Origin of the sequence: Mesorhizobium sp. ISC11, assembly GCF_037162595.1 — a bacterium.
GTDB lineage: Bacteria > Pseudomonadota > Alphaproteobacteria > Rhizobiales > Rhizobiaceae > Mesorhizobium > Mesorhizobium ciceri.
In genome coordinates this window covers 1,121,165-1,133,239 of sequence record NZ_JAVSPW010000001.1, presented here as the reverse complement: position 1 = coordinate 1,133,239, position 12,075 = coordinate 1,121,165, and the positions used below count along the sequence as shown (strand labels likewise).

At 61.3% G+C, this 12,075-nt stretch carries 14 protein-coding genes and 2 tRNA genes; 5 read left to right on the top strand and 11 right to left on the bottom strand.

What is annotated here, in order from left to right; genetic code table 11:
* Positions 1-145: 145 nt before the first annotated feature.
* From RPF88_RS05700 to RPF88_RS05680, 5 genes are all read right to left on the bottom strand, one after another.
* Positions 146-967, bottom strand: a complete 822-nt coding sequence (locus tag RPF88_RS05700) for a PopZ family protein (RefSeq protein ID WP_224621611.1) — start codon at positions 965-967, stop codon at positions 146-148.
* 215 nt (positions 968-1,182) lie between these two features.
* A complete protein-coding gene (locus RPF88_RS05695) occupies positions 1,183-2,574 on the bottom strand; it encodes a TolC family outer membrane protein (protein WP_013531279.1) in 1,392 nt (463 codons plus the stop codon).
* A 181-nt stretch (positions 2,575-2,755) separates the two neighbouring features.
* Positions 2,756-3,424, bottom strand: a complete 669-nt coding sequence (locus RPF88_RS05690) for a protein-L-isoaspartate O-methyltransferase family protein (protein ID WP_024503837.1) — start codon at positions 3,422-3,424, stop codon at positions 2,756-2,758.
* Positions 3,425-3,514: 90 nt separating this feature from the next.
* Positions 3,515-3,588 (bottom strand) — tRNA-Cys (locus RPF88_RS05685).
* Positions 3,589-3,876: 288 nt separating this feature from the next.
* On the bottom strand, positions 3,877-4,134 hold the full coding sequence (locus RPF88_RS05680; RefSeq protein WP_024503836.1) for a hypothetical protein: 258 nt from the start codon (positions 4,132-4,134) through the stop codon (positions 3,877-3,879).
* A 224-nt stretch (positions 4,135-4,358) separates the two neighbouring features.
* Here RPF88_RS05680 and RPF88_RS05675 point away from each other — a divergent pair.
* Together RPF88_RS05675 and RPF88_RS05670 are read left to right on the top strand one after the other, a co-directional pair.
* Positions 4,359-4,433 (top strand) — tRNA-Asn (locus RPF88_RS05675).
* A gap of 1,754 nt (positions 4,434-6,187) precedes the next feature.
* The gene (locus tag RPF88_RS05670) at positions 6,188-6,436 is read left to right on the top strand and encodes a hypothetical protein (RefSeq protein WP_337121913.1); all 249 of its coding nucleotides are present in this window, start codon (positions 6,188-6,190) and stop codon (positions 6,434-6,436) included.
* A gap of 503 nt (positions 6,437-6,939) precedes the next feature.
* On the opposite strand, the gene RPF88_RS05665 is transcribed toward RPF88_RS05670, so the two are convergent.
* The 4 genes from RPF88_RS05665 to RPF88_RS05650 form a co-directional block, all read right to left on the bottom strand.
* A complete protein-coding gene (locus RPF88_RS05665; RefSeq protein ID WP_337123851.1) occupies positions 6,940-7,239 on the bottom strand; it encodes a DUF982 domain-containing protein in 300 nt (99 codons plus the stop codon).
* A gap of 43 nt (positions 7,240-7,282) precedes the next feature.
* Positions 7,283-7,654, bottom strand: a complete 372-nt coding sequence (locus RPF88_RS05660) for a hypothetical protein (protein ID WP_337121912.1) — start codon at positions 7,652-7,654, stop codon at positions 7,283-7,285.
* Positions 7,655-7,806: 152 nt separating this feature from the next.
* On the bottom strand, positions 7,807-8,295 hold the full coding sequence (locus tag RPF88_RS05655) for an Hsp20 family protein (RefSeq protein ID WP_013531273.1): 489 nt from the start codon (positions 8,293-8,295) through the stop codon (positions 7,807-7,809).
* A 28-nt stretch (positions 8,296-8,323) separates the two neighbouring features.
* Positions 8,324-8,521, bottom strand: a complete 198-nt coding sequence (locus tag RPF88_RS05650; protein ID WP_027160441.1) for a hypothetical protein — start codon at positions 8,519-8,521, stop codon at positions 8,324-8,326.
* Between RPF88_RS05650 and RPF88_RS05645 the strand changes: the two genes are divergently transcribed.
* From RPF88_RS05645 to RPF88_RS05635, 3 genes are all read left to right on the top strand, one after another.
* On the top strand, positions 8,520-8,951 hold the full coding sequence (locus tag RPF88_RS05645) for a cupin domain-containing protein (protein ID WP_024503833.1): 432 nt from the start codon (positions 8,520-8,522) through the stop codon (positions 8,949-8,951). The two genes, RPF88_RS05650 and RPF88_RS05645, sit on opposite strands and share 2 nt — an antisense overlap.
* A gap of 97 nt (positions 8,952-9,048) precedes the next feature.
* The gene (locus tag RPF88_RS05640; protein WP_442921263.1) at positions 9,049-9,807 is read left to right on the top strand and encodes a copper homeostasis protein CutC; all 759 of its coding nucleotides are present in this window, start codon (positions 9,049-9,051) and stop codon (positions 9,805-9,807) included.
* On the top strand, positions 9,804-10,301 hold the full coding sequence (locus RPF88_RS05635; RefSeq protein WP_063168154.1) for a GNAT family N-acetyltransferase: 498 nt from the start codon (positions 9,804-9,806) through the stop codon (positions 10,299-10,301). The genes RPF88_RS05640 and RPF88_RS05635 overlap by 4 nt, the downstream gene beginning before the upstream one ends.
* Positions 10,302-10,334: 33 nt before the next feature.
* Here RPF88_RS05635 and RPF88_RS33300 read toward each other — a convergent pair whose 3' ends face one another.
* Together RPF88_RS33300 and RPF88_RS05630 are read right to left on the bottom strand one after the other, a co-directional pair.
* Complete coding sequence (locus RPF88_RS33300; protein WP_013531270.1) at positions 10,335-10,451, bottom strand: MFS transporter small subunit; 117 nt, start codon at positions 10,449-10,451, stop codon at positions 10,335-10,337.
* 110 nt (positions 10,452-10,561) lie between these two features.
* Complete coding sequence (locus RPF88_RS05630; RefSeq protein WP_024503830.1) at positions 10,562-11,941, bottom strand: L-lactate MFS transporter; 1,380 nt, start codon at positions 11,939-11,941, stop codon at positions 10,562-10,564.
* Positions 11,942-12,075 lie beyond the last annotated feature (134 nt).

Genomic DNA, 12,075 nt, shown 5'->3' with positions numbered 1-12,075 from the left:
AGGGCTGTCTCGGACCCTCACAACCAGATAGGCGCGGCCTTGGTCATTTCAACGGAAAGCGATCCGTCGTCCTGCCGACAACGACTTCGCCAAAAGAAACGGCGCCACGAAGGCGCCGTTTCCTCTGGGCAATCGGTATGGGGAACTACTGCGCCCCGCGCGCCACGCGCTCGATCTCCTCGCGCACCAGCCTTTCGACCAGTGTCGGCAGATTGTTATCGAGCCAATCCTGCAGCATCGGCCGCAGCATCTCTTCGGCCATCTCGTCGAATGTCTTCTTGCTGCGGCTGGCAAACGCGTCGGAAAGCTCGCCAAAGGCAGCCGCGACCTGACGGCCGGTGTGCTCGGAAACGATCGCCGGACGCGGCGCGTCGCTGGCCGCCACCGGCCGCACCACGCTTGCATCCGGGCGAGACGGCTCGGTAGCCGGTTTCGCGGTCGGTTCATCCCCTGGAGCCTCCATCGACGGCTGGGCAGCCGTCTTGCGGGCTTCGCTCCGGTCTGGCACCGCCGCCCTCGCCTGCTCGCCAACCGCGGCGATCTCGCGACGCCAATCGGCGATGGAAGCGTCGGCGACAGGACGCGATATTGGCGCTTCAGCCGTGATTGGCTCCGCTGCAACGCGGGCGCTGACCTCGGCGAGTGTCATCGATGGCCTTGCCGGGCTGGGATCGGGGCGCACCGGCGTTTCCATGCGCGCCACCACCGGCTCGGCCGGCGGCAGCTGTGACTGGACTTCCGCCAGCGTGACAGGCTTCCTGCCCTCGGGGGCGGCATGCAGGTCGGCACGAAATGCTTCCACGTCGGGGGCTGCATAGGCGCTCGACGCGCGCTCCAGATCCTGGCTCAGCTCATCGGCGTCGCCCGGCTGCTTGCGGCCGCCGTCGCTGTCCTCGATGATCCGCCTGATGGAAGCCAGTATCTCTTCCATGGAAGGTTCGCGCTGTGCGCTGCTTGCCGTTGCCATCGTCACATCCGCCGCCCTTGTGACCCCTGTTGGGTTTTCCGCTCCGGCAGAGCCGGATCGAATCATGGCCACAGCGTAACCGACGGATCGCCGCACGAGAATCCCCAATCTGGGGACTTGTGGGATTTCAACAGATTAGCGCCATCTGAACCCGAGAGCCGCAGCGCGAAAGATCCTGCTCAAGCAGGGAACACGGCCAGTTCAGGCCGAACGCCTCAGCGGCCGTCCGGCGTGCGCAGTCCGTACCACTTGTCCTTGACCGCGTTGTAGTGCTCTTCAGGCTTGTATTTCGCTACCTGCAAGCCAAGGCGGTCGACGGACAGACGGCCGGTCGCCTGCAGGATGGCGTAGCTCGCCACCACCACATCGTGTTCGTAACCGGCCTGGTTGATCTGGGCGGTGATGACCGTCGCCTGCGCATTGAGGACGTCGAGCGTGGTGCGCTGGCCGACATTGCGCTCTTCGATGACACCGTTCAGTGCCAGCTTCGCGGCTTCGATCACTTGCCTGTTGGCCGTCAGCTGCTGCTGCGCGGCGGTGTACTCGGTCCAGGCGGCGGTGACGGCCTGGCGCACCTGGTCGCGGCTGACGTCGACCTGGATGCGGGCCTGGCTGAGTGATTCCTTGTTCTGGCGCACGATCGCCGAGGTGCGGCCACCTGAATAGATCGGGATGGTCAGCGTTGCCCCGACACTGGCCGAATTGGTCGTGCCATCCTGCGAACCGACGCCTGGCAAAGGCGAGGTATTGCGATAGGCGCTCGAAACGCCGGCGGAAGCCGACAGCTGCGGCAACAGCGCGCCTTCGGCCGACTTCACCGAAAACGCGGCGGCGTCGACCAGATGCTGCGTGGCAAGGATGGCCGGATGCTCGTTCGAGGCCACCCCGACGGCGGCGGCGAGGCTCGACGGCAACAGCTTTGCCACCGGCGAAGCGCCCTTGAGCTTGCCCGGCTCGTCGCCGACGATCTGGCGATAGAGCGCCGCACTTGCCAGCGCCTGCGCCCGGGCAGCACTCAGCGATGCCACGGCGGCGGCGCGTGAGGCGTCGGCCTGGGCGACATCGGTGCGTGTGCCTTCACCAACTTCGAAACGCGAACGCGCCGCGCGCGCCGTCTCGGTCAGGAACTGCAGGTTCTGCTCGGTCAGCACAGCGACCTGCCGGTCGCGAATCACGTTCATATACGCTTGCGCCGCGCTGAACAGGATGCCCTCTTCGGTGTTGCGCAGGCTTTCGACCGAGGCCCGGACCTGTGCTTCGGCGGCAGCAACATTGTTCCTGGTCTGAAAGCCGTCGAACAGCGTCTGGTCGATCTGGACGCCAAAATTGCCGGTGGTCAGCCGCACGCTTGAATTGGTGCCGTTGAGATGGCTGCTCGAATAATCGATATCCGCCGAGCCGGTGACAACCGGGCGGTAGCCCGACTTGGCGATGGCGACACCCTCATCGGTGACGCGAACGCCGGCACGGGCCGAATTCAGTGAAGAATTGTACTGGTAGGCCTTTGCAAGCGCGCCGGAGATGGTTTCGGCTGAAGCGGCCAGTGGGGACAGCATGGTCGCCGAAACGAGGACGGCGGTGAAAAGTGACTTGCGTAAAGACGGCACGGTTAAACCCTCATTCGTTTTCCATGGGAACCGCGCCGCGCCTGCTTCTCTCATAGATCAGCCGGCGCCGCGTGTTCGTGTTCCCTGCTGCTCACCCCCAAAGTGCCCCCAGTTTGGCATCAGCAGCGATCGTTCAAATGCAAGCGACCATGACAAAGCCTCTGCTGCAAGGCCAAATCATTCAGAATTCGAAAGCACGAATGCGTTCAAACCCCGGTAGTGGCTTAATTGCCGCATTAAATGCACGTCTTCCGGTTACAACCCCCCCGGCCTTGAAAAAGAGACGGGCCACGCCGGAATTGCCCTGCCCTTCGACGGCGACGAGTCGGCCGCCTTCGGCAAGCTGGTCGAGCAACGGGGCCGGCACTTCCGCGACACTGCCACCGATAAAGATAACATCATAAGGCGCCTTGGCGGCATGCCCCTGCGGCAACGCGCCCTGGACGACGGTCACATTGCCGCAGCCAAGCGACGAAAGCGTCGATCTGGCGGTTTCCGCCAGCGCCGAATCGTTTTCGAGCGCCACTACGGACCCGGCCAGCCGCGACAGGATGGCCGAGGCGTAGCCCGTTCCGCAACCGACATCGAGCACCGAATCGGTCGGGTTGATCTCGGCCAGCTGGATAAGCTTGGCCAACGGCGACGCTTCCATCAGGTAGCGCGAACCGTCCGCGCCGGCTGCAATGCGGATGTCCTCGTCGATATAGGCGAGATCGCGCTGGGCGGCGCCGACAAACATCTCTCTTGGGACGACAAGCATTGCATCGAGTAGCGGCGCGCTGGTCACATCTGTGGTGCGGACCTGGCCGTCGACCATCTTGACGCGTAGTTCGGAGAAATCAGCGCTCATGTCCCAACCAGTCCGCTTGCCGCGCCAGAACCGCGGTCCATTGTGTCAGGAACTTCAGGCCCCTGCGCTGCCGCGCGGGGGCCCGGGCATTGGAGGCCTCGCCCGGAATCGAACCGGGGTGCAAGGATTTGCAGTCCTCTGCGTAACCACTCCGCCACGAGGCCTCATTGCTCCCGGCGTTCCACCCGGTTCCAATAGGTTGCGGCGAAAATGCCGTCAAGCGGCCACCTTGCATTCCGAACGGTTTCCTCGCGTCAGTCCGGACGGCGTCCGGCAAATCATCGGACCGCTTTATTAGCGGACAGTTAAGCATAGCCTGATGGGAGAAGAAACGCATCCTGTCGCCGCGTGACAGGGCAAGGCTTGCCTCGGCCGCGGCTGTTCTCAAGCAGATCCGTGAGGCACTGGAAGAGCAGGCCGCCCACTGAAACACCACCTTGCGCTATCGGCGGTCAATCGGGCCGGCGACGCCGTTCCCACCAGACGACAAAGCGACGCCGGTGACGGCGAACCATGGCGAATTCATAGGACAGCACCAGCAATCCGAGCGGAACCATCCAGAAGCCGAGGATCGGCAGGAAACCGAGGATGCCACCGATGGTCAGCAGGATGCCGATCGTGATTCTGAGCCCGCGCGAGCGCGGCATTTTGAACTCGCGCCCGAAAACGGAGATTTTGCGCGCCGGCATCTGGTTGTCTTGTGCTGTCATCGTCTCGAAAGATTGACCCGTTTCGATCGTTCGCAAGCATGCTCAAACCAAAGCCGCCGCCGCGCTTTCGGTTCCATATCCCTGCCAGGACGGCTAATATGAGGGCATCCTTCGACGATTGCGAGAAAGGCCTATGCGAAAAAGCCTCGGAAAAATGTGAAAAGCTTCTTTGCAAAGCCGAAAAGGGCAGCTATAGGCTGCGCCACTCACATAAGAGCCTCCGTTCCCCGGTAGCTCAGTGGTAGAGCAACCGGCTGTTAACCGGTTGGTCGCTGGTTCGAATCCGGCCCGGGGAGCCAAATTCTTCAAAGGCTTAGCGAAGTTCCGATCGCTTTAATCTGACTCCCTCCTGACTTGGGGCAACGCCAGGGGCAACATCTACCCTGTGACTAATTACGATGGGCTCATTGAACTCCTGAAGTTTTGCGCGCGAAAATCCTGCGCCCAGCAAACTGGAGTGATTCGACAAAATGGGGTTCGAGGTAATGGAAGACCTGTCCAAGGTCGCCAATGGCCTCGCCCTGCTCGTCCCGGGGCTTCTCATCCTGTATGTCCGCACGCAGTTTCTGAGCGGCCGCACCCAGTCTCACACTGAGGCCCTACTCTCCTACGCGGTAGTTATTGTCATCTATTATGCGGTAGCCCTGCCGTTCTTCGCCTTGATCGTTCACGATTTAGGACGCGGGCGATTGTATGGGGTGCGAACCATTTTTGGGAATATGCCGGCTATCGTGGTCCTGAAGTCAGAGGAATCTGGTTTTCAAGGATCCTATTTGCTTAGCCCTAGCGCGGTTCGTCGATGCCTGTCATTTGGCGTCAATTGGGTACTTGAGCCAGTTTTGGGGACCGAACTGCCACCCGGCGCGGGACGCCGAATCCCAGGCACACTGGCGGTATATAACGATGACATCCAGATCATAATGAAAGTCCCTCCCGGGAATCATTCGATTGGGCGATAAGTCTCACCGGTCAGGCTGCTACTTCGGAAGCGCTTGCTAACGGAGCTTTCTTCCCGAATGGCGCATATGGCGAACGGAGGCTGAGGTCGGAGCCGGAACCCCTATCGTAGAAATGGCATGGAAAAGCCCGTCATCGTGAGGCAGCGGGTTCTGCCTGCGCCTTGCTTTCGGTCCAGTTCCTGCGACTATCGGCCAAGTCCGGGCGACACGCTAGCTGCTTGGCAATGTGCTAAAATAATTCAGAGATCTTGGGGGAGATCAATGTCGCGGGCTATTATCTCGACGAGTGCGCTATTGGCGCTTAGCCTTTGGGCAGCCCCGCACGCGACCCGTTGCAACTTTCTAGGAGAACACTGATGATGTCCAAAAAAGCAATCTTGCTCCCTTTGATACTTCTCATTGGTTGTACCGGCGCAGATGGGGAGAGATATCTCGGCAGGCCCGGTTCTCCCGCGTGGTTCGCGACTGCCTCGGTGAACACCCAAGTCCAATATTTTTCCAAACGATGCCAAGCTTACGGTTTCAAGCCAGGCACGCCCGAAATAGCGCAGTGCATCCAGAATGAATCTGGCTCTACACGACAGGCCGCAGCTATACGATCCGCATCCGTCAATGCTGAGATTGCCCAGTCTAACGCCGAGATGGCAGCTCAGGCGGCTGCAAATCGGCCAAGGAGCACGACATGCAATCGGTTCGGCAACACCGTCAATTGTACAACGTTCTAGGATCTGTTGACTCGCCACCGTGAGGAGCGGGCTAACCGCAGTCAGCAGGTTGATTCTCAATTTGACCCAGCGCCGCTATGCAGTGCGTTTCGATCACGGCGATCTCATCGGGATTTCATCTCTTGTCGCCGTTCGGGTTGGGTGCCGGTGCCTCTCGCACATCTCGTGGTGGCGGGTCGACATGTTCAAGCTCTGGCGGGGCTTCTTTGTCCCGACGTCGGACAGGTAGCTTCTCCGGTTCGGGCTTCGATGGTGGTTCTTTGATCTTGCTCGGCATAATCGAGTTAACCGCACTGCCGGTCCCTTGTTCCCGCAACAAGCCGAAAACCTGAATGGGGGAACCGGGAGCGCCAAAAAGCGTTTTCTCGCATGCTCAAGAAGATCGCCCTTGCCGCCGTGCTGGTCCAGGTTGCCGCGGTTTCGGCTCTCATCACTCAGACGGTCCTCTTCGCGTCCACGGCCACACAGGCCGCCAACGCGCAGCCCGGCGACGCAGTCGCTGTCACTGCCGACAAGGAACCGGACAAGGGAGCGCAGCCTGCTGGTGCCGACCAATGCCCAACCCGGCTTGCGACGAGCAAGGTTTTCACGAGCAACGCAATTACGGCGCAACGATAGTTCGCCATCGATGCCGGCCATCCGTCGATCCCCCCAATTTAAGTCAGGGCAATGTGCTTGAAAGCGCAATGATTCCTGTTACTTGCGGCATGGGGCGAGTGCGTTTGGGTTGGGCAAGAATTGGTATGATTTCATCGAATATGGAATGCCTGCGCTGTCATGGCAGCGGCAGGATTTTCGACTGCTCCAAGTGGTATGCGTCAAACGGGCACTGCTGCCCGCAGGGAACCCATCGGGGTGGCTGCCCCGGAAAGACGGGTGCCTGCACGGAATGCGACGGCCTGGGCACAATGGCGGAGCCTCCGCTGAGGGCCGTGGCATAATCTGCGAGAGTGTCGCATGCCGCTGATGGCGACGCGGACGCGCCCGCCAAAAAACCGTACTAACGGCTCGAACAACAACCGCCCGCCAAAGGTGAGCTGGCAGGGCAGCTCACCTTGTAGCGATGCGGAAACGACGACCATGCAGCCGGACCATCCTGATGGCGCCGCCCCTTATCAAGGCTAAGCGGTTACCCCACCACGACCTGACCTTGTGCCGTCCATCCAAGGGAATTGGGCAAGCGGGTCCTGCAAGATTTTGACGGATCTTGCGAAGCCGGCGACGGCATCGCGCGCCACCGTCAGCGGAACCTGGCCGTCGTGAGCACGCTGGCAAGCTCGAAAGGCCGTTTCGAAAATCGGACCTCGCCGTTCCCTTGGCCACTCCTCAAAGAAGTCGAACGCATCGTCGAGGCACCCTATTTCTTGAATGAACTCGCCATTCTTGACCAGGACCGGTCGGTCGAACGTCCTGTAACTCATGTGATCCTCCATTCCGCACGTGGGTTGTTGCTGGCTTGGGTCATCATGCGATTGCATGCTCCGGCTCGGCCAACATGCCGCCGCCTCCACGCCCGGGCGGCACCGTCGCAAAGGCCGGGATTGGCGGCGGATCATCATCGTCATCTCGCCAGGGGCGCCGCATCCAACCGAGCCGGCTCTTCTTGCGGCGTCGGTCGAAAGACAGGCTGACGGTTCCCGACTCCTTTGAAACACGCGGTTCCCGCCCGGTTTCGTCCAGAAGGCGGAGTGCGCGAAGTATGTCGCTGACTTCCACGATGGCGCCGTTGTCCAATTGCCGCAACGCGGGATTGTCAGGAACCGCATGAACGTCGGAAGCCCAGAAAGCGAGCAAAGACCGCTTTGCACCGATCGTCATCGTCTCCTCGTTCAGCACATCATCTGGCGTCCGCAATCCGGCGGATTCCGCGGCAAGATTTTTCGGTTCAGGTTGGTGAAAACTGTAAGTGTCGGTTCTCATCTCCATTCTCCGCGATCTGTGCCTCCCGGCCGAACCGGGAGGCGGACCGTAGATTTAGGTCCAGGGAATCAGGCGACCTCGCGTTGAGGCTCCGCATCCGAGTCGATCAACTGCTTCTTGCCGGGTTGCTCGAGCGAAACCGCTTTGGCTTCGGACCCTATCTCAATGCGCCGAGGCTTGAGTTCCTCGGGCACTTCGCGGACCAGGTCCACTGACAGCAAGCCATTCTCGAGGTTGGCCGCCTTGACCTTTACGTGGTCGGCAAGTTTGAACACCTGCTTGAAGTTGCCCGTCGCCAAGCCGCGATGAAGGACCTCCCGATTTTCCTGGTCGGGTTTCCTTTGGCCGACGACAGACAATTCGGGGCCGTTCTGCATGAGTTCGACCTCATCGAGAGCGAAACCGGCGATAGCCATCGTAATGCGATAGTCGTTCTCGCCGGTCTTCTCGATATTGTAGGGAGGCCAGTCGGAGCGTACGCTTTTTTCGAGCATATCGAAGAGACGGTCGAAGCCGACCGTTGTGCGGTAAAGAGGGGTATAATCAGAGCTTCTCATAGCCATATCCTCCGTGAAGCAACATGGATTACGAGGCTGTCGCAGCGTCGCTGCGACGCCAGTATGTCGAGCCGAAGCCTCGACGGAAAACGATCTGGTAATCGTGTTTTTTTCCTTCAAGAGGGGCGACAAAAATATTTTTGGCCGGCAGGCAGGTGCCCAAGGCGCTGCCTTGCGTGCTGGTGGCCACTGCGCGATGTTGACGCCAGGGGTGGATGCGAATCATGCGAAAAATTTTGATGTCAGGACTGCTGCTCGCGGCAGCCTTTTCCGCGAACCCGGCCCACGCGCTGGACAGCAGCGGCACGCCTGTCGTCGTGACCCCTCTTGCGTCGCGCACGACGACCGCGTCCGGCCAACCGATCACGCTGCCGCAGAAGAACGTGCAGGTGCTGGTCTCGACCTACGACATCGCGCCGGGCGCGACCTTGCCGGTCCACAGGCACCCTTTCCCGCGCTATGCCTATGTCCAGGCCGGCACGCTGAAGGTCACCAATGTCGAGACCGGCGACAGCAACACCTACAAGGCCGGCGATTTCATCATCGAAATGATCGGCCAGTGGCATCAGGCCACCAATATCGGTGATATCGAGGTGAAGCTTCTGGTGATCGATCAGGTCGAGCAAGGCGCCAAGAACACGGAATTGCGCCAATAACCGCGAAGTCCGTGCCCGGCGCGAAAGTCTGTTCGCGCTTTCGCAGCAACCGGCGCGGTGGTAGGGCTGGCCGGGAAATCATGGAATGGATCGCCCCTTGACCAAAGCTCTCCGCCTGCCGCTGATCGAAATCTGTGTCGAAGGCATTGACGGCCTTCTCGCGGCGCAAGCCGCCGGCGCCGACCGGGTCGAACTGTGCGCCAGCCTCGTCGAAGGCGGGATTACGCCAAGCCTCGGCACGATCCGCGCCGCCATCGAGCAGGCAAACGTGCCGTTTCATGTCATGGTGCGGCCGCGCGGCGGCGATTTTCTCTACAGTGAGACCGAATATGCCTCGATGCTGGCAGATGTCTCGGCACTGCGCGAACTCGGCGTGCCCGGCGTGGTGTTTGGCTGCCTGAACGCCGATGGCACCATGGACGAGGCGCGCATGAGCGAACTGACGCAGGCCGCCGGCCCCTTGAACGTCACCTGCCATCGCGCCTTCGACATGACGCGCGAGCCGGCCGAGGCGCTCGAATCGCTGATCCGCAGCAAGGTCGGACGCGTGCTGACCAGCGGCCAGCGTGACACTGCCATCGAAGGCTTGCCGCTGTTGGCGGATCTGGTGCGGCAGGCCGGCGACCGCATCGTCATCCTCGGCTGCGGCGGACTGGATGTGCACAACATTGCCGAAGTGCGCAGCAGAACCGGCCTGTCCGAAATGCATTTTGCCGCCCTAAAGGATGTGCCGAGTGCCATGGACTACCGCAATCCCCATGTCGGCATGGGTGGTTCCGATTTCGATCGCGAGTACCGCAACACGCTGACCGACACAGCGCTGGTAGCGGCAACGATCGCGGCAGCCAAGGCATGACCTCGAGCCCTGCCCCGATAGCCCGTGTATCGGCCCAAGACGAAGCGGCGATCCTGGCGCTCAACAACGAGCATGCCGCCGAACTGTCGTGGCTGGAGGCTGAGCGGCTGTCCTTCCTGCTTGGCGAAGCATTTTACACCAGGCGCATCGGCGATCTCGAAGCCTTCATCATGACCTTCGACCAGGACGCCCGCTACGACAGCCCGAATTTCCTGTGGTTCCGCGAACGCTATGAGCGCTTCGTCTATGTCGACCGGGTCGTCGTGGCGGCGCACGCACGCGGCCGCGGCCACGCCCGCCGGCTCTATCAGGACCTGTTCGGCCATGTTGAGCGCGCCGGCCACACGCTGGTCACCTGCGAAGTCAACACCGCCCCGCCGAACCCCGCCTCGGATGCCTTTCACGCCGCGCTCGGCTTCGTCGAGGCCGGCGACGCCGTCATCCATGGCGGCAAGAAAGCGGTGCGCTATTACGTCAGGCAGATCAGCGCCTGACAGACCAGGCAGATCCGCGCACGAAGACGAGGACTACTGGAACAGGGCTGTCGCACTCACCAGCGTCATCCAGAACCCCCAGACCAACGGGATGCCGACCAGCAGCCAGGCCAGCGTGAGTTTGATCGAATTCTCGTTGTCTTGCGCCATGGTCGGTCTCCTCAGAGCTGATCCCGAAAAGTGGACTCCGGTTTTCGGAAAAGATCATGCTCAAACAATAAGATAGAGCCCATCCCGATTCTATCGGGATGGAACTGACTCTAAGCCACCGCTGGTTCGGTCTTCATGTGGAAGCGCGCATTGACGGGCCGCATCATCAGGTTGAGCAGGAGGCCGACAACCAGCAGGCCGGCCATGATGTACATGGTGACCGTGTAGGCGTCGGCCTTCGCAACGCCGCTGTCGATCTGGTACTGCCGGATATAATTCACCAGCACCGGGCCAAGCACGCCCGCCACCGACCACGCGGTCAGCAATCGGCCGTGGATGGCGCCGACGTAACGCACGCCGAAGACGTCGCGCAGGTAAGCGGGAATGGTGGCGAAGCCGCCGCCATACATGCTGAGGATGATCCCGTAGAACAGCACGAACAGGAAAACGCTGCCGGTCTGGCCGGTCCACGGCACCGCCGCATAGAGGACGACGCCCAGCGCGAAGAAGATGGCATAAGTTGTCTTGCGGCCGATATAATCGCTGGTCGAGGCCCAGAAGAAGCGGCCGAGCATGTTGAAGATCGACAGCAGGCCGACGAAGCCGGCGGCAGCGGCAGGCGTGATGCGTCCCGGAAACATCTCCTGGCTCATCGCCGAGGCCTGGCCGAGCACGCCGATCCCTGCCGTCACATTAAGGCACAGCACGCCCCACAGCAGCCAGAACTGCGGCGTCTTCAACGCATCGTCGAGATGGACATTGGACGTCGTCACCATCGCATTCTGTGCCGCCGGCGGCGTCCATCCGGCAGGCCTCCAGCCCTCCGGCTGCACCCTGACGATAACGGCGCCGATCAGCATGAAGACGAAATAGACGATGCCCAGCACCAGGAAGGTTTCGGCGACGCCGATGTGCTCAGGCGTCGAAAACAGCTTCATCAGATAAACCGACAGCGGCGAGGCGATGAAGGCGCCGCCGCCGAAGCCCATGATCGCCATGCCGGTTGCCATGCCCGGCCGGTCCGGAAACCAGGTGATCAGCGTCTTGACCGGCGAGATATAGCCGAGGCCGAGACCGATGCCGCCCAGCACGCCGTAGCCGAGATAGATGATCCACAACTGGTGCAGATAGACGCCGAGCGCCGAGACAATGAAGCCGCCGCCGAAACAGCAGGCAGAAGCGACCATGGCTTTGCGCGGACCGACGCGATCCAGCCAGCCACCGCCGAACGCCGCCGCAATGCCCAGGAACAGGATCGCGATCGAGAAAATCCAGCCGAGGCCGGTCAATTTCCAGTCGTCGGGCGCCGAGTCGGTGATGCCGATCAGCTTAGACATCGGCAAGTTGAAAACGCTGAACGCATAGGCCTGGCCGATGCAAAGGTGGATGCAGAGCGCCGCCGGCGGCACCATCCACCTGCTGAAGCCAGGCTCGGCGACGGTGCGTGAGCGGTCGAGCCAGCCGCCCGCCCTTTCCCCGGTCGTATCCATTCCATCCTCCCAGATGCGTCTTCGAACCATCTTCTCAGATGTGTCCTGCGAACAAACTAGGCGGGTAAGCCGGCGAGGCAATAAGGAATGCCTGCCATACGACCAATGTCTAATGAGACTGGTCCATATCGGAA

Coding starts and splice junctions, on each gene's coding strand:
- RPF88_RS05665 (WP_337123851.1), bottom strand. CDS start 7,239: ATGAGTTACAGGACGTTCGACCGACCGGTCCTGGTCAAGAATGGCGAG.
- RPF88_RS33300 (WP_013531270.1), bottom strand. CDS start 10,451: ATGGCGCAAGACAACGAGAATTCGATCAAACTCACGCTGGCCTGGCTG.
- RPF88_RS05680 (WP_024503836.1), bottom strand. CDS start 4,134: ATGACAGCACAAGACAACCAGATGCCGGCGCGCAAAATCTCCGTTTTC.
- RPF88_RS05670 (WP_337121913.1), top strand. CDS start 6,188: ATGCTCAAGAAGATCGCCCTTGCCGCCGTGCTGGTCCAGGTTGCCGCG.
- RPF88_RS05700 (WP_224621611.1), bottom strand. CDS start 967: ATGGCAACGGCAAGCAGCGCACAGCGCGAACCTTCCATGGAAGAGATA.
- RPF88_RS05635 (WP_063168154.1), top strand. CDS start 9,804: ATGACCTCGAGCCCTGCCCCGATAGCCCGTGTATCGGCCCAAGACGAA.
- RPF88_RS05690 (WP_024503837.1), bottom strand. CDS start 3,424: ATGAGCGCTGATTTCTCCGAACTACGCGTCAAGATGGTCGACGGCCAG.
- RPF88_RS05650 (WP_027160441.1), bottom strand. CDS start 8,521: ATGATTCGCATCCACCCCTGGCGTCAACATCGCGCAGTGGCCACCAGC.
- RPF88_RS05655 (WP_013531273.1), bottom strand. CDS start 8,295: ATGAGAAGCTCTGATTATACCCCTCTTTACCGCACAACGGTCGGCTTC.
- RPF88_RS05645 (WP_024503833.1), top strand. CDS start 8,520: ATGCGAAAAATTTTGATGTCAGGACTGCTGCTCGCGGCAGCCTTTTCC.
- RPF88_RS05630 (WP_024503830.1), bottom strand. CDS start 11,941: ATGGATACGACCGGGGAAAGGGCGGGCGGCTGGCTCGACCGCTCACGC.